Source organism: Bacillus sp. KICET-3 (assembly GCF_033261025.1).
GTDB lineage: Bacteria > Bacillota > Bacilli > Bacillales > Bacillaceae > Bacillus > Bacillus sonorensis.
This window is the reverse complement of sequence record NZ_CP137345.1, coordinates 3,609,379-3,632,951: the sequence shown is the minus strand read 5'-3', so window position 1 is coordinate 3,632,951 and position 23,573 is coordinate 3,609,379. Positions and strand designations below refer to the sequence as shown.

25 protein-coding genes are annotated in these 23,573 nt (G+C 46.6%); 10 read left to right on the top strand and 15 right to left on the bottom strand.

From position 1 onward, the window contains the following. Positions 1-24: 24 nt before the first annotated feature. From R5H20_RS18615 to malK, 8 genes are all read right to left on the bottom strand, one after another. Positions 25-507: a DedA family protein gene (locus R5H20_RS18615; protein ID WP_006638881.1), complete on the bottom strand. Its 483-nt coding sequence runs from the start codon at positions 505-507 to the stop codon at positions 25-27. Between the two features lie 6 nt (positions 508-513). Further along, on the bottom strand, positions 514-1,050 hold the full coding sequence (gene pssA / locus R5H20_RS18610; protein ID WP_006638880.1) for a CDP-diacylglycerol--serine O-phosphatidyltransferase: 537 nt from the start codon (positions 1,048-1,050) through the stop codon (positions 514-516). A 232-nt stretch (positions 1,051-1,282) separates the two neighbouring features. Continuing rightward, a complete protein-coding gene (locus R5H20_RS18605) occupies positions 1,283-2,242 on the bottom strand; it encodes an ABC transporter permease (protein WP_006638879.1) in 960 nt (319 codons plus the stop codon). Next, positions 2,243-3,289 (bottom strand): ABC transporter permease, encoded by a 1,047-nt coding sequence (locus R5H20_RS18600; RefSeq protein ID WP_006638878.1) that lies wholly within the window; start codon positions 3,287-3,289, stop codon positions 2,243-2,245. After that, a complete protein-coding gene (locus R5H20_RS18595) occupies positions 3,282-4,817 on the bottom strand; it encodes an ABC transporter ATP-binding protein (RefSeq protein WP_006638877.1) in 1,536 nt (511 codons plus the stop codon). The genes R5H20_RS18600 and R5H20_RS18595 overlap by 8 nt, the downstream gene beginning before the upstream one ends. Positions 4,818-4,930: 113 nt before the next feature. After that, the gene (locus tag R5H20_RS18590) at positions 4,931-6,010 is read right to left on the bottom strand and encodes a BMP family lipoprotein (RefSeq protein ID WP_006638876.1); all 1,080 of its coding nucleotides are present in this window, start codon (positions 6,008-6,010) and stop codon (positions 4,931-4,933) included. Between the two features lie 382 nt (positions 6,011-6,392). Then, positions 6,393-7,100: a response regulator gene (locus R5H20_RS18585; RefSeq protein ID WP_006638875.1), complete on the bottom strand. Its 708-nt coding sequence runs from the start codon at positions 7,098-7,100 to the stop codon at positions 6,393-6,395. Further along, positions 7,093-8,694: a malate sensor histidine kinase MalK gene (malK, locus tag R5H20_RS18580; RefSeq protein WP_006638874.1), complete on the bottom strand. Its 1,602-nt coding sequence runs from the start codon at positions 8,692-8,694 to the stop codon at positions 7,093-7,095. The genes R5H20_RS18585 and malK overlap by 8 nt, the downstream gene beginning before the upstream one ends. A 192-nt stretch (positions 8,695-8,886) precedes the next feature. On the opposite strand from malK, the gene R5H20_RS18575 reads away from it, so the two are divergent. Next, positions 8,887-9,444, top strand: a complete 558-nt coding sequence (locus R5H20_RS18575) for a YufK family protein (RefSeq protein ID WP_006638873.1) — start codon at positions 8,887-8,889, stop codon at positions 9,442-9,444. Between the two features lie 56 nt (positions 9,445-9,500). On the opposite strand, the gene R5H20_RS18570 is transcribed toward R5H20_RS18575, so the two are convergent. The 3 genes from R5H20_RS18570 to R5H20_RS18560 all read right to left on the bottom strand — a co-directional run bounded on the left by R5H20_RS18570 (position 9,501) and on the right by R5H20_RS18560 (position 13,078). Then, positions 9,501-9,908, bottom strand: a complete 408-nt coding sequence (locus R5H20_RS18570) for a thiol-disulfide oxidoreductase DCC family protein (protein ID WP_006638872.1) — start codon at positions 9,906-9,908, stop codon at positions 9,501-9,503. A 22-nt stretch (positions 9,909-9,930) separates the two neighbouring features. Further along, complete coding sequence (locus R5H20_RS18565; protein ID WP_051056693.1) at positions 9,931-11,766, bottom strand: transglycosylase domain-containing protein; 1,836 nt, start codon at positions 11,764-11,766, stop codon at positions 9,931-9,933. A 133-nt stretch (positions 11,767-11,899) separates the two neighbouring features. Next, positions 11,900-13,078, bottom strand: a complete 1,179-nt coding sequence (locus tag R5H20_RS18560) for an MFS transporter (RefSeq protein WP_006638870.1) — start codon at positions 13,076-13,078, stop codon at positions 11,900-11,902. A gap of 339 nt (positions 13,079-13,417) precedes the next feature. Here R5H20_RS18560 and kapD point away from each other — a divergent pair, with 339 nt between their 5' ends. Beyond that, positions 13,418-13,993 carry a 3'-5' exonuclease KapD gene (gene kapD, locus R5H20_RS18555; RefSeq protein WP_206702695.1) on the top strand — a complete coding sequence of 192 codons (576 nt, stop codon included), beginning with the start codon at positions 13,418-13,420 and terminating at the stop codon, positions 13,991-13,993. A 28-nt stretch (positions 13,994-14,021) separates the two neighbouring features. On the opposite strand, the gene R5H20_RS18550 is transcribed toward kapD, so the two are convergent. Further along, positions 14,022-14,408, bottom strand: coding sequence for a kinase-associated lipoprotein KapB (locus R5H20_RS18550; protein WP_006638868.1), 387 nt, complete (start codon positions 14,406-14,408; stop codon positions 14,022-14,024). A gap of 70 nt (positions 14,409-14,478) precedes the next feature. Here R5H20_RS18550 and R5H20_RS18545 point away from each other — a divergent pair, with 70 nt between their 5' ends. Then, positions 14,479-14,676 (top strand): hypothetical protein, encoded by a 198-nt coding sequence (locus R5H20_RS18545; RefSeq protein ID WP_006638867.1) that lies wholly within the window; start codon positions 14,479-14,481, stop codon positions 14,674-14,676. A gap of 28 nt (positions 14,677-14,704) precedes the next feature. On the opposite strand, the gene R5H20_RS18540 is transcribed toward R5H20_RS18545, so the two are convergent. Beyond that, positions 14,705-15,868, bottom strand: coding sequence for a MalY/PatB family protein (locus R5H20_RS18540; RefSeq protein WP_006638866.1), 1,164 nt, complete (start codon positions 15,866-15,868; stop codon positions 14,705-14,707). A 96-nt stretch (positions 15,869-15,964) separates the two neighbouring features. Between R5H20_RS18540 and R5H20_RS18535 the strand changes: the two genes are divergently transcribed. Both R5H20_RS18535 and R5H20_RS18530 read left to right on the top strand, forming a co-directional pair. After that, positions 15,965-16,459, top strand: a complete 495-nt coding sequence (locus R5H20_RS18535) for a hypothetical protein (RefSeq protein ID WP_006638865.1) — start codon at positions 15,965-15,967, stop codon at positions 16,457-16,459. A 78-nt stretch (positions 16,460-16,537) separates the two neighbouring features. Continuing rightward, positions 16,538-16,792, top strand: a complete 255-nt coding sequence (locus R5H20_RS18530) for a DUF1871 family protein (RefSeq protein WP_006638864.1) — start codon at positions 16,538-16,540, stop codon at positions 16,790-16,792. A gap of 69 nt (positions 16,793-16,861) precedes the next feature. On the opposite strand, the gene R5H20_RS18525 is transcribed toward R5H20_RS18530, so the two are convergent. Further along, positions 16,862-17,683, bottom strand: a complete 822-nt coding sequence (locus tag R5H20_RS18525; protein WP_029418721.1) for an alpha/beta fold hydrolase — start codon at positions 17,681-17,683, stop codon at positions 16,862-16,864. A 201-nt stretch (positions 17,684-17,884) separates the two neighbouring features. Between R5H20_RS18525 and R5H20_RS18520 the strand changes: the two genes are divergently transcribed. The 3 genes from R5H20_RS18520 to yugI all read left to right on the top strand — a co-directional run bounded on the left by R5H20_RS18520 (position 17,885) and on the right by yugI (position 20,144). Then, positions 17,885-18,385, top strand: a complete 501-nt coding sequence (locus R5H20_RS18520; protein WP_003184796.1) for an Lrp/AsnC family transcriptional regulator — start codon at positions 17,885-17,887, stop codon at positions 18,383-18,385. Position 18,386: 1 nt separating this feature from the next. Next, complete coding sequence (locus R5H20_RS18515) at positions 18,387-19,547, top strand: aminotransferase (RefSeq protein ID WP_006638862.1); 1,161 nt, start codon at positions 18,387-18,389, stop codon at positions 19,545-19,547. Positions 19,548-19,754: 207 nt separating this feature from the next. Beyond that, positions 19,755-20,144 (top strand): S1 domain-containing post-transcriptional regulator GSP13, encoded by a 390-nt coding sequence (yugI, locus tag R5H20_RS18510; protein ID WP_006638861.1) that lies wholly within the window; start codon positions 19,755-19,757, stop codon positions 20,142-20,144. Positions 20,145-20,207: 63 nt separating this feature from the next. Here the strand turns inward: yugI and R5H20_RS18505 are convergent, their stop codons facing one another. After that, entirely contained in the window at positions 20,208-20,444 is a 237-nt protein-coding gene (locus R5H20_RS18505) for a DUF378 domain-containing protein (protein WP_006638860.1), read from the bottom strand. A 136-nt stretch (positions 20,445-20,580) separates the two neighbouring features. Between R5H20_RS18505 and R5H20_RS18500 the strand changes: the two genes are divergently transcribed. Continuing rightward, positions 20,581-21,744, top strand: coding sequence for an iron-containing alcohol dehydrogenase (locus R5H20_RS18500; RefSeq protein ID WP_006638859.1), 1,164 nt, complete (start codon positions 20,581-20,583; stop codon positions 21,742-21,744). Positions 21,745-22,021: 277 nt separating this feature from the next. Continuing rightward, positions 22,022-23,374 (top strand): glucose-6-phosphate isomerase, encoded by a 1,353-nt coding sequence (locus R5H20_RS18495; RefSeq protein ID WP_006638858.1) that lies wholly within the window; start codon positions 22,022-22,024, stop codon positions 23,372-23,374. Positions 23,375-23,573: the final 199 nt, after the last annotated feature.

Sequence of the window (23,573 nt, the reverse complement as noted above, 5' to 3'; positions counted from 1 at the left end):
CCTTCTGTTGTCATCCGGGGGCTTTTAAATGACTCCGATCGTGTAGCCTATCGTAATAAAAACCAAACACCAAATAAAAGCTCCTGAACCGGCAAAGGTCAGAAACTTTTTCATTCTCATTTCATTCATCCCTGAAAGATAGCATGTCACATGGCGGATGCCCGGAATGAAATAACCGAAAACGATCGTCCACGGTCCGTATTTGTCAAACCAGCGATGAACGGTATCAAGCCTTTTCGGCGTCAGTCCGATCCACTTTCCGAATTTATCGAGCAGCGGTTTACCGATTTTTTTTCCAAGAAAATAGCTGATGATCATCCCGGATAAAGCGCCTGAAAAACTGATCAATACCGCTAGTCCATAGTTTAATATTTGAATAGAAGACAAGTAACCGACAAATGTCATCATGACCTCATCGGGGATCGGCAGCCCTACAATTCCGAGAACAAGCATGCCGAAAATCGCAAAATACCCGTATTGGGAAATTAATTCTTTTGCCAAATCCATGAAACCCTAGCTCACTTTCTTCAATAGATTTTTCCCTTTTAGACTGATGACTTTGATTTTGCTGACCATGAGATAGGACAGGAATAAGGTAATCATAATGAACGCCTTTTTGCCGATAATCTCGAATAAAAAGTTCAGGCACACCAGTATGGTGCCTGCCGCTGTAATTGGAACCCCTGTAAAATACTCCTGTTCCCCTGACTGAATATTAAAGCGTGCAAGCCGGAGAGCACCGCAGACAGGGAACAGCAATGTTGAAGGGAGGCCCATGATCGGCGCATCATGAAAAACGATTGAATATGTAATAATAGCCGGAGCGATACCGAATGTAATAATATCGGCCAATGAGTCCAATTCTTTTCCGAATGGGGAGACCGCATTTAATCTGCGGGCCGCCATTCCGTCAAGGCTGTCCAAAATGGCGCCGAGGACAACGAACAAAATCGCCAAGAATAAATACCCTTTGAAAGCCAGCAATAAGGCTGAAAAGCCCGAAAGAAAGTTTCCGATCGTAATCAAAGAAGGGATGATAGTTTTTTTCAATTGTTCTCGCATCCTTTAAAAAAACTATTTTATATAGAAATTAAACAATGTTACATTTTATATGATTTATCCGGCGCCTGCAATAAAATTCCTGAAACGGTTGTAGCCAGACTTTTTCATCATACCATAAAAGTGGTAAAAACATTGGCTGCGTCAACAAAATTTATATTTTATTAAGGAAACAGGCAAAAAAATAGAGAACCATAAAGTTCTCTCAATACCAATGATTTTGTTATCGTTTTCCTTTTATATATGGAATGCCGTTTGCCTTTGGCGCGTCAGCCCTGCCGATAAAGCCTGCGAGTGCGAGGATCGTCAACACGTAAGGCGCAATCAGCATGTAGACGTTCGGTATTTCTTTAAACAGAGGGAGCATCGAACCGATAATGCTCAAGCTTTGTGCGAAGCCGAAAAACAGGGCGGCGCCAAGAGCTCCGAGCGGATGCCATTTTCCGAACACAAGCGCTGCAAGGGCAATGAATCCTTGACCGGTGATGGTGGCATGGGAAAAATCAAGCGTCACTGTTGACGCATACACGCCTCCGCCCAAACCGCCGAACAACCCGCTGATAAAGACGCTGACATACCTGATCTTGAACACATTCACACCCATCGTATCAGCGGCCAGCGGATGTTCGCCGACAGAGCGGATCCGCAGGCCGAACGGCATTTTAAACAAAATGAACCAGGAAACGCCGGCAAGCGCGACCGCCAATATCGACGTCACATATACATCCGAGAAAAAAATCTCGCCCGCGACCGGGATGCTGCTCAGCCCGGGGATGTCCGTTTTATAAAACGGCTCGGGAATTTTATCTGTCTGCGCTTTTCCGTAGATCAGCTTTACAACAAACAATGTGCTGCCGAGCGCCAGCATATTAATGGCGACCCCGCTGACCGTCTGATCGGCCCTGAATGAAATCGAAGCGGCTGCATGCAGGAGGGAGAAGAGGCCTCCGGCGGCCATTGCGGCAAGCAGGCCGATCCAAGGCGTAAAAGTCCCGAGATGTTGTGCGCAAAACAAATTAAAGATAACGGCTGTAAACGCCCCGACAATCATTAAGCCTTCAAGCCCGATGTTTACAACCCCCGATCTTTCGGAAAAGACGCCTCCGAGAGCAGTTAAAATAAGCGGGGCGGAGTAGACAAGCGTAGCAGGAACGATAATGCCGAGGATTTGCAGGATATCCACTTATTTTCCCCCCTTGCTGCCCAGTTTTTGAATCATGAGGCGGATGATGTAATGTGAAGCGACAAATAAAATAATGATGGCGATGACGATATCAACGACTTCCGTCGGAACCCCGGCTTCAATCGGCATGTTCAAAGCGCCTACTTTTAATCCTCCGAGCAGACATGCCGAGAGCACTACGCCGAGCGCCGTATTTCCGCCGAGCAGGGCGACCGCGATTCCGTCAAAGCCGACGCCTGTAAACGCTCCCTTCACAGACGCGTATTCAAACGTTCCAAGGCCCTCCATCGCACCTGCCATGCCGGCAAAGGCGCCGGAAATGACCATTGACATGACAATGTTTTTCTTCACGCTCATTCCCGCATATTCGGAGGCATGCTGGTTGAAGCCGACGGCGCGCAGTTCAAAGCCCTTTGTCGTTTTTTGAATGATGATCCACATGATGACAGCTGCGATCAGGGCGATGACGATTCCCCAATGAAGCCTTGAAAAATCGGTGATTTTCTCAAGAAAATCCGATCTGAGAGACGCGGTTTCCGAAATTTTTTCGGTTTTATCTTTATGATCCGTCATGACGGACATGATCAAATAGTTGGTGACATGCAGGGCGATATAGTTCATCATGATCGTCACAATCACTTCATGCACGTAAAAGCGCGCCTTTAAAATGCCCGGAATGAATCCCCACAGAGCGCCCGCAAGCGCGGCGGCGCAGACGGCGAGCGGGAGGTGGATGAACATCGGCGCTTCGACCGCCGCCCCGACCCAAACGGCAGCCGTCCAGCCTGCCAGGAGCTGCCCTTCGACACCGATGTTAAATAGCCCCGTCCGAAAAGCGAACGCTACAGCGAGGCCGGATAAGATGTAAGGGGTGATCTGCCTGACGGTTTCACCGATGTAATAGGCTTCTCCGAAAATGCCGTTCCACAGGGCGGAGTAGCCGCTGATGACGTCATACCCGCTCAGAAGCATGATCACGGCTCCCGCGAGCAATCCGAGAACAATGGCTGTAAGGGGGATGAATAAAGATGATAATCGTTTAAACATTGGCTTCTTTCCCCGCTTCCTTTGTCTTGCTTCCGGCCATCAGGAGGCCAAGCTCCTGCTCTGTCGTTTCGTTTGGATCGACTTCAGCGATAATGCCGCCTTCAAAAATCACGGCGATTCTGTCGCTGACATTCAGGATTTCATCCAGTTCAAATGAAAGGAGGAGAACCGCTTTTCCTGCGTCGCGCTGTTCGATCAGCCGTTTATGAACGAATTCGATGGCGCCGACATCAAGTCCCCGCGTCGGCTGTGCCGCGATTAATAAAGCGGGTCCGCGGTCAACTTCACGGCCGATGATCGCCTTTTGCTGGTTTCCTCCCGACAGCGCCCTGGCCGGCGTGTATTCATCAGGCGTGCGCACATCAAATTCGCCGATGATTTGCTTCGCTTTTTGAGCAATTTCTTTTTTGTTCAATAGACCGTACTTCGAAAAAGGGCGTTTATAATAGCTTTGCAGCACGATGTTTTCGCCGATCGGAAAATCGAGGACAAGGCCGTGTTTGTGGCGGTCCTGCGGAATGTGGCCGACGCCGGCTTCCGTAATGCGCCGCGGCGGCATGTTTTGGATTTCTTTTCCGTTTAAGGCGATCGTGCCGGCATGTGTTTTCTTCAGCCCTGTTATCGCTTCAATCAGCTCTGACTGACCGTTTCCATCCACTCCGGCTATTCCGACGATTTCCCCGGCGCGGACCGATAAACTCAGCCGTTTGACGGCCTTGATGCCGCGGTTGTCTTTTACGGTCAAATCGCTGATCAACAGCACTTCATTCTGGGGATCGGCAGCTTTTTTGGCGGTTGTAAAAGAGACGTCGCGTCCGACCATCAGGCTGGCAAGCTCATCCTTGTCCGTGTTCTTGACATCAAGGGTTTTGATGCCTTTTCCCTTTCTGATAATAGTGACCTTGTCTGCGGTCTCCATGATCTCTTTCAGCTTATGGGTGATCAAAATGATCGATTTGCCTTCATTCACAAGATTTTTCATGATTTGAGTCAGTTCTTTGATTTCCTGGGGCGTCAAGACGGCGGTCGGTTCATCAAAAATGAGAATGTCTGCTCCGCGATAGAGGGTTTTCAATATTTCCACACGCTGCTGCATCCCGACCGACATGTCTGATACTTTTGCTTCAGGGTCGACTTCGAGGCCGTATGTTTCAGAAAGCTCGCGCACTTTTCGGACGGCGCGTTTTTTGTCTATCATGCCGTATCGTTTTGGCTCTTTCCCGATGATGATGTTTTCGGCTGCGGTGAATGTATCGACGAGCATGAAATGCTGATGAACCATGCCGATTCCGAGGTCATTGGCGATGTTGGGGCTGGTGATGTTTACCGATTTGCCGCGAACCCGGATTTCGCCTTGATCAGGCTGGTACAAACCGAAAAGCACGTTCATTAAAGTCGATTTTCCCGCGCCGTTTTCACCGAGGAGGGCATGGATTTCGCCTTTTTGCACTTGCAGGGTAATATGATCATTGGCGACGATACCTGGGAATTCTTTGCGTATGTTTAGCATTTCAATGACATATTCCACGGTTATGGTCCGCTCCTTTGTTTTAAGATCAGCATAAGAAAAGCTGCATGACTGCAGCTTCTTGCGGCTTTGCGGCAGAGTCGGCCCGGTGTGAAGAGCCTTTTTTATGAAGGCTATATCTTGAAGTCTTTCAGCTCTTTGCGGGAAGATGGTACTTTGACTTTGCCGTCAATGATTTTTTGTTTCCATTCGTTGATTGCTTTGATGGTGTCCTTCGACAGATTATCAGTTGTCGGAGCGATGCCGACGCCGTCTTCCTTAAGGCCGTACGTGATGGTTTTGCCTCCGGGAAAATCGCCTTTGCTTGCTTTTTCAGTCAGGTCTTTGACGGCTACATCGACTTTTTTGATCATGGAGGTCAGTGTGACATTTGAGTCTGTTCCTTTGACCTGTCCTTCTGCATGCTGGTCTTTATCTACACCGATCACCCAGACGCTGCGGTTTTTATCTTCTTTTTTAAGGTTTTTCGCTTCGGTGAATACGCCGTTTCCGGTTCCGCCGGCTGCATGGTAAATCACATCTATGCCCGATTTGTACATGCTTTCAGCCGTTGCTTTCCCAAGGTCGGCTTTGTCAAAGGCGCCCGCATATTTGACCTGCACGGTCGCTTTTGGATCAGCGGCTTGTACGCCTGCACGGAAACCGGATTCAAACTTTTCGATCAATTCCGACTCCATTCCGCCGACAAAACCGATTTTTTTGGATTTGCTTGATAGGGCTGCGGCGACGCCGACTAGGAATGACCCTTCATGTTCATTGAATGTGATGCTTGCCACATTGTCTTTCTCAACGACAGCGTCGATGATGGCAAAGTGGCTGTCAGGGCGCTGTTCCGCAATTTCGCTGACGGCATCCTCCATCAGATAGCCGACGCCGTAAATCAGACTGAACTTTTCACGCGCCAATTTATTGAGATTTGTCGTATAATCTGCATCTGATTTAGACTGCAGATAGTCATATCCGTTTTTGCCTTTTTCCAGGTTGTTGGCTTTTCCAAAGGCCTGAATTCCTTCCCATGAGGATTGGTTAAATGATTTGTCGTCCACCCCTCCGACATCTGTTACCATGGCGACCGTAAACTGGTCTTTTCCCTTTTCTCCACTCGTCTTTTCTCCGCCTGCCCCGCATGCGGTCAAAATCGCGCCCGCCGCCAATACAAGCGAAAGAGCCAGTCCAGCTTTGCGTGTATTCAAGAAAAAACCCCCCCGTTTTGTTTTTGATCAGCCCGGGATGAACGTTCATTCGAATGAGACCATCGCCTCATCATGTTGAAGAAACGCCGGCATATCATCAAGCCGATCCCGATTTTCAGGAAATAAGACATCTGACTTATTTCACAATCAGCCAACCAATCATAATTTATCACTTTGTTCAGGATAAATAAATAGAAAATTGCTTAAATTTCAAAAAAACTGAGACTTTAACATGATACGTTCTCAGCTAGAAATCATTCTGAATCACGTGATAGTTACTCTTGTATAACACGTCTCATATCGATTCAAGCGCTTTGGCATCAGATGTGACAAGCTTTTTCGACAAAAAAATCCCCCTTCACAGAAAGGGGGGAGAGCCGGACTATAAATACTGGTTGATGACATTCATGTCGTTCGTATTTAATTTATATTGGAAAACGGGTCTCCCGATCGTTCCATAGGCCATTTCGACGTTAAGAACCTCGATTTCCTCCAGAAATTTCAAATACTTGCGGATCGATACCTGGGAGATTTCTGTATGATTGGCCAGGTCTTCTGTCGTGAATGTCAGGCTGTCAAACGATTTGATGCTTGACCAGATTAATTTTAGGGTGCTTTTGGTCAATCCCTTTGGCAGGTGGACTTTTTCAGGCGTCCGTCTTTTTTGAAAAAGCTCAAAATCGAGTTCTTTCTGGCTGATATTCCGGTTGCTTGCATAAATTTGCTGCTTTCGCTTGTAGTCGGTGAGGGCGGTTTGAAACCGCTCGAATTCAAATGGTTTGATTAAGTAATCGACGGCTCCGAAGCGAAGCGTTTTTTGAACAACGTCCATTTCGCTTGCGGCTGAAATGACGATTACATCGACCGCCTGGTTTTGGCGCCTGATTTCTGTCAAAAGCTCGACGCCGTTTCTGCCCGGCATGTAAATATCAAGCAGAATCAGGTCGACGTGGTGCTCGCGCAGGAAGGAGACCGCCTCTTGAAAAGAAGCGGCAATTCCCTTCAAGCGAAATCCGTCCACCTGGCTGAGGTAGCGTTTATTCAGTTCTCTCACCATTGGGTCGTCTTCGACAATTAATACGTCAATCATGGTCATCCTCCTTTGGTGCGTACGGAATGCGGAGACTGAATGTCGTTCCTTCATTCTTTTCGCTCGTCACGATAATATGTCCATTTAAATTTTCAAGACATTGTTCAACGAAATAAAGTCCCAATCCCCGATTTGATCCTTTTGTTGAAAAGCCCTGTTCAAACAGTTTCTCCTGGTCTTCCTCAGCTATGCCGACCCCCGTATCGCTCACCTCGATATCAAGATGGCTGTCATGATGCCTGAATGAAATCGAAATGTTCTTTTTCTCTGAAGCCGAGACGGCATCAAGGGCATTGTTGAGCAGATTGCCGATGACGGTGATCAAGTCATGAACCACTTCGGTATCCGCGGTGTCGGGGATTCTCGTCGAACAATGGACTTCCAAGGCGGCTCCCTGTTCCCTGATATAGCTTTGTTTGCCGAGAAGAAAGCCCGCGAGGACGGAATTTTTGATGTGGTTTATGATTTCGCTTGTTTCAGACTGCTGGTAGATCGCAATATCTTTTATATACTTCCCGAGTTCATCATAGTTCTTTAGTTGGACAAGTCCGAGAATGACATGGAGTTTGTTCATGAACTCATGGGATTGCGCCCTCAGTGCGTTTGCATACATTTTAACACCTGACAGCTGTTCAGCTAAGTGCTTAACTTCTGTTTTGTCCCGGAAGGTGGCGATGGCTCCGACGATGTCGCCTTTTTTTAAGTGGATCGGAACTTCGTTAAAGACAAGCTCAAGACCGTTGATTCTGACATCGCGGTCATTGACGGGCTTCTTGGTTTCAATCACTTGTTTCAGACGGTTGTTCGGCAGGAGGTTGCTCACATCCTGATCAATCGGATTTTCATTAATCCCCATTTTTTTAAAAAGCCGTTTTGCTTCAGCATTGGCAAGCTTGATTCTGCCTTTTTGATCAACGGCGAGAATTCCTTCCTTCGTCGATTCGAGCATGGCGCTACGCTCATTCAGCAATGTGGCAATTTCGTAGGGCTCCATTCCGAACATGATCGTTTTTACTTTTCTGGCTACAATGACGGCTCCGATAATGCCGACACAGATGCTGAGTATAATGACGGTATATAAAGGACGCAGGCTCCGGTTGATGATCTCTTGAATTTCATTCAGCGTGATTCCAACCGCAACGGCGCCGAGCTGTTTTCCTTTTTCATTAAAGACGGGAACAAACGCCCTCTGGGATACGCCGAGCGTCCCTTTTGCGGTACTGATGTGCTGATGTCCTTTCAGCGCCTCTTGTTCGTCGCCGCCGGCAAATTTCTTTCCGATTTTATGCGGATCGGGATGGGTTTTGCGGATGCTGTTCATATCCATGACAACGATAAATTCTGTTTTTGTTATCTTCTGAACGCGGGATGTGTAAGCTTGAAGTTTTTTGTATTCGCCGTTTTCAAGGGATTGAACCGTCAGCGGCGCTTCGGCGATCACCTGCGCCGTCTGAAGCGCGCTCGCCTGCTCCTGCTCCCGTATGTTTCTGGCCGTTTCAGATCCGATCATGAAAAATGTGATCAATAAAGAAATAAAGACGACAACACAGACAAATATCGTTAAGCGGGTCTGAAGTTTTAATGTTTTTTTCACTGGCGATTCCTCGCGATCTATTGGTAAAGTCAACAAGTAATACTTTACAGGCAAATGGCGGATTTGTGAAGAAAACTGCATGTCCTCATCCTGAAAACACAGATCAGATAAAAAATATGGAAAATATTCTTGTCAACAGGTGCTAAAGTCGTACATAATGAATGATGGAACATATCAGAAAGGGTCTTTTTTATGAAAAATACTTACATAACAGGTTATTTTCCGTTTTTCGCAATACTGCTTTTTAGTTCTTCACTGGCGATTTCAGCCGTTATCTATGCCATGCAGGCTTTGTCTTCTCTCGGCATTTACGAAGGCATGCTCGAGTTTTTTTCTGAGAACGGCATCAGGATGGCGCTGTTTGCCGTTTTTGCCCTTATCTTTTTTATGGTGTTTTCCGCGTTGAAATTAATCGCAAACACAGTGACAGAGCTTTCTCTTTTATTTTTTGCCAAAGATCCGGAAGGCGCCAACCTGAAGAAAATCAGGATCGGTTCCGCGATCTATCTCGGGGCAAGTCTTTTATCGTTTATTTTTGTCCAATATGCTGTAGGAATTGCGGTGCTTTTCCTGCTGGCGACGCTCGTTTATTTTATTTTCATCGTTTATGCCATCCACGGCACGCTTTCATTTGTTTCATTGATCGGCTTTATTATGTTTCAGCTGCTGTTCTGGTTTACTTTTGCAATTGGAACAATCTATCTCATGATGAAGCTTTACAACAGCATGATGGCCAGTCTGCCCGTATAAGCAGACAGCCGTAAAAAAACCGGAGCATGGACGGCCGTCCAGAGGCTCCGGTTTTTTTATGGCAGGAATCTCTTCCTGATATCAGGGCCGGGAATCATGCATGTCTCTTTTTGACCGAACCATTTATAGCGGTTCCGCGCAATCAGGCTGTAAACCGCGTCCCGCAGCGGCTTTGGAATGATGAGAAAAACGGCTGCTGCCCGCCACAGCCCGGGAAGGCTCTTTGCGACTTGCAGCACCGCCGATGACTTCATGTAGACGCGGCCGTTTTTTATGAGGATCAAGCTGTCAAAATGATCGGCGGGGAGCCGGTGTTGCTTGAGCAGCTTCCGGCCGATGTCAGATTGCAGAGAAGCGAATGAAAACAGGCCTTCAGGATCATGTTTGATGATCAATTGAACGGCTCCGTTGCAAAAATTGCATATCCCGTCAAAAAGGACGATATGATCAGGCATCTCTTTCATCTGCGGCCACCCCGTTTCATGCTTAATATGCGTTTTGCAGCGTTCCTTTCCAGATCAAAAGGTGAGGCGCTGCATTGTGAAGAAATTCCACATTGCCTTTGGCTTCTTTTCCAACCCAAACACTCATCGTATATGCATCTGTCAGTCCGACAAACCACAGATCCCTGTAGCTGTTGGATGTCCCTGTCTTACCGCCTACATATCCGCCGCTGAAATTCGCTTTTCGTCCGGTTCCTTCTTTGACAACAGCCGCCAGAAGTTCGCGGATTTGATTGTTCGTTCTAATGCTGAAGACCTGCTTCGGTTTGCTTTTCCATTTGAAAAGGGTTTTGCCTTTTAGATCCGTCACTTTTGTGATCGCATGATTGGCCGTGTAGCTGCCGTTATTGGCAAAGGTCGTATAGGCGTCCGCCATCTCCAGCGGTGAGAAACCGTCCGTGAATCCGCCCAGGGCAGCCGGGAGACGGTAGTCCCTCTGAACGATTTTTTCGAAATTAAACGGCTTCAAATAGCTGAACCCTTTTTGCACGCCTACCTGGTTTAGCATCCGCACGGCCGGTGTATTGTAGGAATATTTAAAGGCCGTTTTAAGCGAAACGGTTCCGTATGTTCTTTCATTATAGTTGTTCGGACAGTAATCCTTGCTGCAAAACTTGCTTGCGTCGATCATGCTGCCGGCCGTTGCACCGGTTTCCTCTATGTAAGGTCCGTAATCAAGGAGCGGTTTTATCGATGAACCGGGCTGTCTGTGAGCCTGATAGGCGAGATTGAAATTGTATTTCTGATATTGTTTCCCCCCTGACATTGCGACGATCTGATGTGTCTGGTGGTTGATGACCACCGCACCGCCTTGCACTCCTTCATACGGAAGCCGGCTGTTGACCTGCTGGACGACCCGCTCTTGCATCGCCGGATCGAGCGCTGTGTAGATTTTAATGCCTTTTGTCAGAAGGGCGGTGATCCGGTTGGAGAGCTCTTTTTCAATTTTTTTCTTTTCTTCTTTTGTTTTAGCTTTTTTCAGCCGTTCGTCAAATCCTTCGGAAGCGGATACCAGCTTTTTGAATTCATCATTGACATATGTCGCATAGTCGGGATAAGCGTCTTTCTTTTCTTTAATATTCAGCTTGATTTTTTGCTTAACCGCTTGTTTGTACTCTTTCCCGGAAATGACCCCGGCTTTTTTCAGCCCTTGAAGAAGCCGCTTTTGACGGGTTTTTGTGTAGTCAAAATGTTTTAAAGGATCATATAATGTAGGGTTATTAGGGATCGCGCAAATAAATGCCATTTCAGCAAGGCTGAGCGATTTCAGAGGCTTGCTGAAATAAAAAGAAGCCGCAGAGCCGATCCCGTAGACGCCATTGTTAAAATAAATCGTATTTAAATATTTCTCGAAAATTTCTTCTTTAGAAAATCTTTTTTCAAGCTGATAGGAATACAGGAGCTCAGTCAGCTTGCGGTCGAAGGAGCGTTCATGGCTCAAATACAAGTTTCGCGATAGCTGCTGTGTAATGGTGCTTGCTCCCTGGTCGATGCCGCCTTTTTTGAAATTGGCCGCGGCGGCCCGGACCATCCCGATAAAATCAAAGCCTTTATGCTGAAAGAAATGGCGGTCCTCTGACGTCAGAAACAGCTGTTTGACAGGATCGGGAATGTTTTGATAGGAGACGAACACCCGGTTCTGGTGATCTGAAACCATTTCAGAAATCAAAGCGCCGTCACGGTCGTACATGTAGCTGTTTTGTACAAGGCCGCTGTCTTTTATATCGATTTTTTCATCCAGCACACGATCCAATGGCTGCATGACCTGGGCCTCCTGCCCGGAGGCGACTAACATATATACAAAAATAGGAATTAACATGATGAGTAAAATCCACCCAATAATTGAACGCAACTTGGTCACTCTCTTTTCCGCAAATTTCTAGCCATATCGTACCATTCTTTTTGAACGGCGAGAAGGATATTTTTATAGATTTCCTGTTTTTTATGCAATGTCAGCTTGCTTTGGCTTCTGTTTTTTTCGCTTGAGACCTTTGAAAGAGCAAAAGGCAGGCTCCGCTGAAAAAGAGAAAAGCGGTAACGTAAAAGGCCGAAGAAATGCCAAAATGGCTGGAGATCATTCCGCCCAGAACCGGGCCGATCACATTGCCCAAAAATCTGAAACTGACATTGTAGCCAAGGACTTCCCCCTGTATGGCGCCCGGAGCCTGAACGCGGATGAAAGCCGTAATGCATGGTATCATTCCGCCCAGGGCGATGCCGAACAGGAAGCGGAAGATGACAAACATGTGATATGACGATGTCAAGCCTTGAGGGATAAAGAAGACCGCGGCCGCGAGCAAGAGGATGATCAAAATTTTTCCATAACCGAACCGGTCGCCTAAAGCGCCCCACTTTCTCGCGGACAGCAGGCTGCCAAGACCTGTGGCGGAAAAAGCCAACCCGGAAAAGAACGCCAGATGCCGAGTGCCGTGCAGCTCGCCGACATACAAGGCAAGAAGCGGCTGAATGCTGAAGGTTCCGATTTGAGTGATCGCCGTCAGCAGCATAACCGTGATCAGGGGCTGATTCCCTATAATCGTTTTTAATACCTGTTTTCTCGTATAAGGAGCGGATTGACCCCGGTTAACTTTCAGCGGCCGCTCTTTGACTCCGGCCAAGACGAGACAGACAGCCCCGAAAATGACGAATGACGTGATAAAAAAGGTATATGTAAAACCGACATGATCGGCAAGAAGCCCGCCGAGCAAAGGTCCGAATAATCCGCCCGAGACCGTGCCCATCTGCAAGGTGCCAAGCACTTTGCCAGCCGCTTTTTTCGGCGTCTGCGCGGAAATCATCGCCAAGGATGTTGGAATGAAGCCTGTGACCAGGCCCATCACCATTCTCAGAAAAAACAGCTGATATACAGACGTGACAAGAGACATGAGGAGAATGCTTGTTGCGATTCCGGAACCCGTGATCAGCAGTATCTTCTTGTAGCCGTGTTTATCGCCAAACCTTCCCCAAAAAGGGGAAACCAAAAAAGCCATTAAAAATGTGATGCCAAAGACATACCCGCTCCACTTTTCGGTAAATCCGTCCGGATGAGCACCGAGGGTCTTGATGTACAGGGAAAGGAACGGGAGGATCATGGTGGAGCTTGCCGCGACAAAAAAATTCGCAAACCACATAATCAAAAGGTTTTTCTTATAAACAGAGATGCGAATCACCTTCTTAAAAAATTGAATTCCATTCCATTATAAAGGAATCTTGGCAAGAGATGACGGAAGGAGCTCTCCAATTTAAACATGGCAGGCGTTTGAATGAATTTTCAACATTTTCAGAAAATAATACTTAAATATAGAAATATAATGATATAATAAAAGAAATGAAAACGTGTCGGGCAGCAAGTCTTAGGGACGCAACGGATAAATCCGGAAGATTCCTCAGAATGCTTTATATTGCGATAAGAAAGGGAGGTGTAAAAAGTGAAACCAAGCACCTTACTGATTATTGATTTTGAATTTACAATGCCTGAGGGGAAATATCATCCGCAAAATTTTTTTCCGGAAATCATTGAAGCAGGGATCGTAAAAGTGGTGGATGATGAGGTGGCGGAGACGTTTTCCAGCTATATCAAACCAAAGAAGTTTCCTAAATTGACGAGACGGTGCAAATCGTTTTTAAACATTACACAGGAAAAAGTTGATCAAGGCATGACGTTTCATTCATTTATTGACAAACTGAAGGAGCTTGATCCGGATCAAAACAGCGTCATTATCACATGGGGAAACATGGATATGAAAGTGTTGAAACAAAATTGTATGTTTAACCATGTTCCGTTTCCATTCAAAGGGGAAATGAGAGATCTGTCAATGGAGTACAAGGAATTTTTTGGCGACAAAACACTGACGAATTTGTGGAAAGCCGCCGAGGAATACGGCGATTTAGGAACGGGCAAACAGCATAAAGCGCTTGATGACGCGATGACGACATATAAATTATTTCAACTGGTGGAACGGGATAAACAATATTTGGAGAATCCGAAGCCAACGACGATCGGCGAAAGGATTGATCTTTCCAAAGTGTTTCCGCACGCCACGTAAAAAACCCAATCTTGGATAGAAGATTGGGTTATTTGTTTGGAAAATATTCTTTCTCGAGAACAGCGGCATGTTCAAGCGATTTTGCCGCATAATCTGAAGGATCGCGTAATAACTCTTTTTTAAAGCGGGTCAACGCGTCGCGGAGGGACTCTTCGTATTCCGGAACAGGACCGTCGAACGGCTTGACCATATGGTGCGGAATGTTTGTTTGTTCTCGGTAGGCAAGCGCCTTCCGCTCATGGAAAAAAGGTACGTCCGCATCCTTTGGATGATGAAGATCGCCCTGCTTCGGATGAGTAAGAACGGCGAGAATTTTGACCAGATAGTGCATCGGTTTAATATCGGTAATTTCTCCAATATAAACACCTGTTTTATAAAAGCCTTTCACCTTATCTCCGACTTGAAACTGATTCACTGCATCCGCCTCCTGATGGTATGATGGAATAAAAGGCAAGCATTGTAAAAAAAATCGGGGAGGAAGAAAAATGCCGCCATTTCTGATTCAATTTATGCTGTATTTTCCTGAAGATAAAAGAGAATACATTCCTTCTTTTATTACGTTGGCGATTTTCTTGATCATCACTGTTTTAGTATTCCGGCTGATCGTCAAGCATTCCAGAATTGAAGCGAAAAAAGCCGAAAAGCTTGAAAAAACGCTGAACCAAGATGGGCATAAACGGTGAAAAGAGCCCCGGCTTCCTGCCGGGGTTCTTATGAAAAAGCCGTTTTTAACCGGTTCAGCCCTTCTTTTACGACAGACAGGGAACATCCGACATTCATTCTGACAAATCCTTCTCCACCCGGGCCGTATTTTGGGCCGGGCTCAAGGATGAGCTTTCCTTTATGAAGCAGCTTTTGCTTCAGCTCCTGATCGGAAAGGCCGAGCCCCCGGCAGTCGAGCCAAATCAAATAAGAAGCGTCAGGGGTCATCATCTTTACTTCGGGCAGCTCGCGGGCCAAAAAGCTGCGAACCTCTTCCATATTGTTTTCAATATAAGGAATTAAGCTGGCGAGCCAAGGTTCCCCTTTTGAGTAGGCGGCTTCAATTCCTGTAACGGCAAAAGTGTTTAAAGAACCCAGCCCCACGCGATGCATCGTTTTCATGAATGCGTTTCTCTTCGCCAGATCGGGTATGATGACGGCTGATGCCTGCAAACCCGCCAGATTAAACGTTTTGCTCGGGGCGATGCATGTGATGGAAAGCTCGGCTAATTCCCGGGAAATAGAAGCAAACGGGGTATGCTTCAATCCGCGGAGCATCAGGTCGGAATGAATTTCGTCCGAGATGACGGTTACCTGATGTGCAAGACAAAGCTCACCTAGTTTTGTCAGCTCATCCTTCGTCCAGGAACGGCCTGAAGGATTATGCGGATTACAAAGAATCAAGAGCTTCACATTCGGTTCCTGCAGCTTTGTCGCCAGATCATCAAAATCCATTTCATAGCGCCCGTTTTTTTCAATTAAAGGATTATGTAAAAGGGTGCGCCCGTTTTTCTTCACCATTTCAAAAAACGGAGTGTAAACCGGCGGCTGCACGATAACGCCGTCTCCCGGCTCTGTATACGTTTGAACAGCGATGCCAAGAGCGGTGACGATGCCGGGGCTGAACGTGATGAATGATGGATCGATCTCCCAGCCGTGCCTTGTGCCGAGCCATCCGGCAACAGCTTTTCTTGTGGCTTCATTTGCTGAAGTATAGCCAAACACGCCATGCTCTACGCGCTGCAGAAGGGCATCGATGACATCTTGGGGAGCGCGAAAGTCCATATCCGCCACCCACATCGGCAGCGCATCTTTCACACCGAACAGCTCCTGTGTCATATCCCACTTGACGGATTGCGTTCCGCGTCTATTATGTTCTATATTAAAATCCATGATCTCACCTCATGTCTCTTTCATATGTTATACATTAACGAGGATGACAGGAGATTGCAATGTTTAATCAAAGAAAAATAAAAGGGAGTGGCAGCCATGGAATGGAGCCGTATTTTAGCTTGGGCATTCCAGCGTCATCTCAATCCGCTGAGCTGGTATATTCGGCCAGTCTTTTTGATTGTGCTTGTCTATTTTTGCTATAAACGAAGCTGGAAGGGCATTGCAGCCACATTTGTGCTGATGATGAGCAGCATGGTCTGGTTTCCTGAACCGGAAACGATCAACCGGGATATGCAGGTTGTGTTGGAGTATGAGCGCATGCTTCTTGCCGATCCTGTAAAGGCGATTCTCACCGTTATGTTGATGATGATGTTTCTCATCCTCATCGGAACGGCATTTTGGCGGCGGTCCATCAAGTGGGGGCTGGTGCTTGTGAATGTGACGCTCATCGGCAAGGTTGCGCTCTCATTATTATTCACCGGGGAAAGCGGCTGGGCGCCCCTGGGAAACACTCTGTTTGGCCTGATTCTTGTAAACGGCATCGGCGCATATGTAATCGCAAGGCGAAAAAACAGAAAGGCGGATGTCTAAAACAAGCTTTTCTTCCCGGAAAGCCTGTGCCCTGTGGTACAATAGCTGTGTAAAATTACAGGGTAAGCGGTGATAAACATGGAAGAAAGTCAAGCAGCGATGCAAATCATCCAGACGGTAAAAAAATGGGACCCTTTTCAGGCAGGACAGGATTTTTATGAAACAGAGGCGGCGGAAATCGTTCAGGCCGTTTACACAGAAGACGATCCTGAACAGCTTGGGAAGACGATTCAAGCCGTTTTTGAAGTATCTTTTGATCAAGTGCTGCCCTTGGAGGACTGCATCAAGCTGGCGGAGAAGCTGCTCGTGATTAAAGATAGCAGCACTTGCTGACATAAAAGCGCGCGACGAGCTGCCGGTTTTCCGGCGGCCTTAAAAAAAACCGCCAAAACAGGCGGTTTTTTACGTGAGAATAAACTCCCCGATTTTGTCGGATACGTAATCAGGATTTTCTTCCGGGACAAGATGCCCGGTATCCTTTAAAGAAAAGAACCTTGAATCAGGCAGGTCCTGGTGCAGCCTTTTCCCAATCTGCACAGGAACGATGCGGTCTTCTTCCCCCCAGATTAAAAGAGAGGGCGTTTCAATTTTTTTCAGATCGTCAGGTGTTAAATCTCCTTCCCGATGGCGGATCAGCCGGGCGAGGGCCCTGAAAATCTGATCGTCGAGAAACGGCTTCAAATAGCCGTCGATCATTTCCTGATCGATCAAAGAGCTGTCATATACGACGTTCTTCAAATTTTTCAGTACGCCCTGTTTGGCAAGCCAGCGTTTAATGTATAAATAAAAATACGGAATATGGCTTCCGAAAATAAGCGACCGGGGCGACCGTTTCAAATATCCGGAACTGCACAGCAGGACGATCTTTTGAAACAATTCAGGCTTCTCTCTGACTGCATAAAGCGATATTTGACCGCCCATAGAATGGCCGACGAGAACGGCTTCCTTAATGTTCAGACCTTCAACCAGCTCGATGACCACCCTGGCCATATTCTGGTAAGAATAAATAAATGTCTGTGATTTTTCCGATTGGCCGAACGGAGGGAGGTCAATGGCGATTAAGTTGAATTCATCCTTCAAAAGCGGAATGATTTTTCTGTAGCAAAACGATGAGGAGAGAAAGCCGTGCAGTAATATCAGCGTTGTTTTGCCGGGATTTTCGTAATGTTCATAATATATATCAACCCCTTGAATCTTCTGTGTAGAAGGTTTTGTTAACAGCATAATCAAACTCACTCCGAATGGTTTTCTGTCCTGTAATGTGACCGGCTTCGCGTTGTCAGGCCAGCCTTTTTGTATGTTACTTATCGTACCCGAAAAAAATTTTTTCACGCTTTGATTTCGTTTTTTTACGGACTTACATTCACGGAAAATCGTGCTATAATATTCAGAAGATTTCTCGACAAAATAAAGGTGTGATAGCAGATGAAGTTAACAGAAAAAGAAACCGAAATTTTAGAAATTTTAGAGGAGAACAGCCGCCTGGAACCAGAAACGATCGCCAAGATGGCGAATATTTCCCAGGAAGAAACAAAAGCAATTATTGAAAAGCTTGAGAAAGAAAAGGTGATCATAGATTATTCGGCGATGATCGACTGGCGCAAAGTAGACGGCCATGAAGGCGTGACAGCGATGATTGATGTCAAAGTGACGCCGAAACGCGGCGTCGGGTTTGATGAAGTAGCGGAGCGCATCTACAGGTTTCAAGAAGTTGAATCCGTTTACTTAATGTCAGGCGTTTATGATTTATCTGTTGTCATCCGCGGCAGAACGATGTCGGATATTTCGCACTTCGTATCAGAAAAATTATCGACGCTGGAATCCGTCGTATCGACAACTACCCACTTTATTTTAAAGAAATACAAGCATGACGGTAAAGTTTTTGACTCCGGTGATGATGACAAAAGAATCGTGGTGTCTCCTTAAAATGAGATCAACGTATGTATCCAAAGCAGCACAGCAAATTAAACCGTCCGGGATCCGCAAATTTTTTGACCTTGCGTCCACAATGGAGGGCGTGATTTCCCTGGGCGTAGGTGAGCCTGACTTTGTCACGGCGTGGAATGTCCGCGAAGCCAGCATTATCTCCCTGGAACAGGGCTACACATCTTATACAGCCAATGCCGGTCTTCTGTCGTTAAGGAGGGAAATCAGCGGATATTTACACAAACGTTTTCATCTTGATTATTCACCGGAGAATGAGCTGATCGTGACCGTGGGGGCAAGCCAGGCGCTTGATATTGCGGTAAGGGCGATTTTAGATCCTGGTGAGGAAGTAATGATTCCGGAGCCTTGTTTTGTCGCCTATGAGGCGCTTGTTTCACTGGCGGGGGGCAAGCCGGTTCACATCCATACGACGGCAGAGCGCGGGTTTAAAGCGCGTCCTGAAGATTTTGAAGCTGCCCTGACGGAACGGACAAAAGCGATTATTCTTTGCACGCCATCAAATCCGACCGGGTCTGTTTATTCAAAAACAGAGCTGGAGGCAATTGCGGCTTTTGCGGAAAAGCATGATCTGATCGTCATCGCCGATGAAATTTATGCCGAGCTTACATATGATGAAGCATATACGAGCTTTGCCGAAATCAGCGGGATGAAAGAGCGGACGATTTTGATCTCCGGGTTTTCAAAAGGTTTTGCCATGACAGGCTGGCGCCTCGGATATGTCGCCGCTCCGGCTTTTTTAAGGGACCCGATGCTGAAAATCCATCAATATTCGATGATGTGCGCGCCGAGCATGGCGCAGTTTGCGGCTGAGGAGGCTCTGAAAAACGGTTTGGACGATGTCGGAAAGATGAGGAAAAGCTACCGGCGCAGACGGAACCTTTTTGTCGACGCATTGAATGAGATCGGGCTGGACTGCCACCATCCGGGAGGCGCATTTTACGCGTTCCCGTCCGTCAAAAAAACCGGCTTGAGCTCAGAAACGTTTGCCGAAGAGCTTCTCTTAAAAGAAAAGGTGGCCGTCGTACCCGGCAGTGTCTTCGGGCCGAGCGGCGAAGGCTATATCAGGTGCTCCTATGCGTCATCTCTTGAACAGCTTCAGGAAGCGCTGGTCAGAATGAAACGATTTGTTCAAAGCATATAACTAAAAAAAGCGGCACCTTTTATAAAGGTCCGCATCCAACATAAGGGGGGAATACTAGAAAGCCTAATTTATTCTCAGTATTCCCTTTTTGCTTGATTTTAAACTTCTATTTTTGAAAAAAGTTTTTTGCTTAAAACCGACTTGTATGATATAATTTTTTATTGCGTATAAAAAGAGTAAATTCATAAGATTTAGGAGTTGTTAGTTATGACGGCAAAATTTGAAGTGGGCAGTGTTTACACTGGAAAAGTGACCGGATTACAGGCGTATGGAGCGTTTGTTGCCTTAGATGAAGAAACTCAGGGACTCGTGCATATTTCTGAAGTAACGCATGGTTTCGTTAAAGATATCAATGAACACTTGGCGATCGGCGACGAAGTGCAGGTGAAAGTACTTTCTGTAGACGAGGAAAAAGGGAAGATCAGCCTTTCTATCCGCGCTACACAGGCAGCTCCTGAACGTAAAGAAAGCAAGCCTAGAAAACAGAAGGCGGTTCAAGCTGAAGAAGCTTCAACTCCTCAAGGCTTCAACACGTTAAAAGATAAGCTTGAAGAGTGGATTGAGCAGTCAAACAGAAAAGACTTAATTAAAAAGTAAGGTTTAACACAAAAAACTCCGGTTTCAGACCGGAGTTTTTTTCATGTATCCGCTGATTTAGGTTTACCGCATTTCCGGCTGTTTCGCTTCATCACGGACGGTTTCCTCGTTAGGCTTAAAGAGAAGCCCGAGGTTGATTAAACCGGCAATACCCACAAGCGCGTAAATCGTCCGGGAGAAGGCGGATCCTGGACCTCCAAAAATAGCTGCGACCAAATCAAATTGAAAAAAACCAATCAGTCCCCAGTTAATAGCCCCAATAATCGTCAGTACTAATGCAATTCGTTGAATGGTGCTCATATACTTGTTCCTCCTTTTTTATATCATAAAACATTTATAGATTGTGACGGTTTTGGAAAGTTTATACGTGAAAGAGCAGATCGCTTTACATGGCGGAAGGTCTTTCAACATAATAGTGGTTAAAGGAGGAGATTGCATGGATAACTTTACATATTGGAATCCCACAAAACTCATATTCGGCCGGGGCGAAGTCGAAAAGCTTGCAGACGAAGTGAAAAACTACGGCCGGAATGTGCTGCTCGTATACGGAGGAGGCAGCATTAAACGAAACGGTTTATACGATCAAGTCGTCTCCATCCTCGAAAAAGCCGGGGTGAATGTTCATGAGCTGGCGGGCGTTGAGCCGAATCCCCGGGTTGCAACCGTGAATAAAGGTGCTGCCATTTGCAAAGAGAAGGGTATTGACTTCCTTTTGGCAGTCGGAGGCGGAAGCGTCATCGACTGTACAAAAGCGATCGCCGCAGGTGCAAAGTATGACGGAGACGCCTGGGATATCGTCACGAAAAAACATATCCCGACTGAGGCGCTGCCGTTTGGGACGGTATTGACATTGGCGGCGACAGGATCAGAAATGAATTCCGGGTCCGTTATTACAAATTGGGAAACCAATGAAAAATACGGATGGGGAAGCCCGCTGGTATTCCCTAAATTTTCGATCCTTGATCCGGTCAACACCTTCTCGGTTCCTAAAGACCATACGATCTACGGGATCGTTGACATGATGTCACACGTGTTTGAGCAATATTTTCACCATACGAAAAATACGCCGTATCAGGACCGGATGTGCGAATCCCTGTTAAAAACGGTCATTGAAACGGCTCCGAAACTGATAGAAGATCTGGAAAACTACGAACTGCGGGAAACGATCCTCTATACGGGTACAATTGCGCTTAACGGGATGCTGTCAATGGGCGCCCGGGGAGACTGGGCGACACATAACATCGAACACGCCGTTTCAGCGGTGTACGATATTCCGCATGCCGGAGGGCTCGCAATTCTCTTCCCGAACTGGATGAAACATACGCTGTCTGAAAATGTCGGCCGCTTTAAACAGCTCGCCGTGCGCGTCTTCGATATTGATGTTACGGGCAAAACAGATCGTGAAGTCGCTTTGGCGGGAATTGAAAAACTGTCTGAATTCTGGACCAGCCTGGGGGCGCCGAATCGCCTCGCAGATTACGACATCACGGATGAAAAGCTTGATGTGATTGCCGATAAAGCGATGGCAAATGGCGAGTTTGGCCGTTTTAAAACATTGAATAAAGAAGATGTTGTGTCTATTTTGAAGGCTTCTTTGTAAAATGCCGGCAAACGGCTCGGGAAGGACGGTCCTTCCCGGCCTTTTTTTATATGTTGTCAATTTGACAAAAATCTAATGTTCGCTGAGAAAATCCGATTTTTCCGCGTGTGTCGCCTGATCTGTACCTTTTTCATCACTTGATTTCACAGTGGAGTTCATATAAAGTGAAAAGGGAAGAGGCTGTCGCCGAAAATCGACATGTCAAAAGCCCCGGCTGCATATAAATGAAAGCGCTGGCGGAATTTGAAGAAAACAGTGAGTACTGGAGGTTTATTAGATGACGCATGTCCGTTTTGATTACTCAAGAGCATTGCCTTTCTTTAAAGAAAAAGAACTTACATATTTGCGTGATTTCGTAAAAGTAGCCCACCACAGCATTCATGAAAAAACAGGTGCTGGAAGCGATTATTTAGGCTGGGTCAACCTTCCGACAGATTACGACAAGGACGAATTTGCGCGCATCAAAGCATGCGCCGAAAAAATTAAAAACGATTCCGACATTCTGCTCGTCGTTGGTATCGGCGGTTCATACCTCGGAGCCAGAGCTGCGATCGAAATGCTGAACCATTCATTCTACAACGTATTGCCGAAAGGAAAACGGAAGACGCCTCAGGTGATCTTCATCGGCAATAATATCAGCTCTTCTTATATGAGAGACGTGATGGATCTTCTCGAAGATGCCGATTTCTCCATCAACGTCATTTCCAAATCAGGAACGACGACAGAGCCGGCGATTGCTTTCCGGATTTTCCGCAAGCTTCTTGAAGATAAATACGGAAAAGAAGAAGCAAAACGCCGTATTTATGCAACGACTGATAAGGCCCGCGGCGCATTAAAAACACTCGCCAATGAAGAAGGCTATGAATCATTCGTCATTCCGGACGATGTCGGCGGGCGTTATTCCGTTCTGACAGCAGTTGGCTTGCTGCCGATCGCCGTAAGCGGAGCCGATATTGATGAAATGATGAAAGGCGCTGCAGACGCCAGCAAAGACTTCGCTTCCTCAGAGCTGGAAGACAATCAGGCTTACCAATATGCAGCGGTCAGAAACATCCTTTACAACAAAGGCAAAACAATCGAGATGCTGATCAATTACGAGCCGGGCCTTCAGTACTTCGCTGAATGGTGGAAACAGCTGTTTGGCGAAAGCGAAGGAAAAGACGAAAAAGGAATTTATCCGTCTTCCGCCAACTTCTCCACCGACCTTCATTCTCTAGGACAATATGTGCAAGAAGGAAGAAGAGACTTGTTTGAAACGGTTGTAAACGTTGAAAACCCAAGACATGAGCTGACGATTGAAGAAGCGGAAAATGACCTGGACGGCTTGAACTACCTTGCCGGCAAAACGGTCGATTTCGTCAATAAAAAAGCGTTCCAGGGCACGATGCTTGCACATACGGACGGAAATGTTCCGAACCTGATTGTGAACGTACCGGAAATGAACGCTTATACATTCGGATATCTCGTCTATTTCTTTGAAAAAGCCTGCGCGATGAGCGGATACCTACTTGGCGTCAATCCATTTGACCAGCCTGGGGTAGAAGCATACAAAGTCAACATGTTCGCCCTTCTCGGCAAACCTGGCTTCGAAGAGAAAAAAGCCGAGCTTGAAAAGCGTTTGAATCAGTAACATAAAAACAGCCTCCTGTGCTTATCGTGCGGGAGGCTGTTTTTATGTTTCTTAGGAAGGAGGTATGTTCAGGTACAGCGGAACCTACTGGATGAGCCCTGCAAATTGATCTCTTTGATCCGCTTTCGCAGACAGGGACGCCCGCTACAGATTCATCGGTACTATCATCGTTCAGCCGATTATAGAAGAGAGCGTCTGG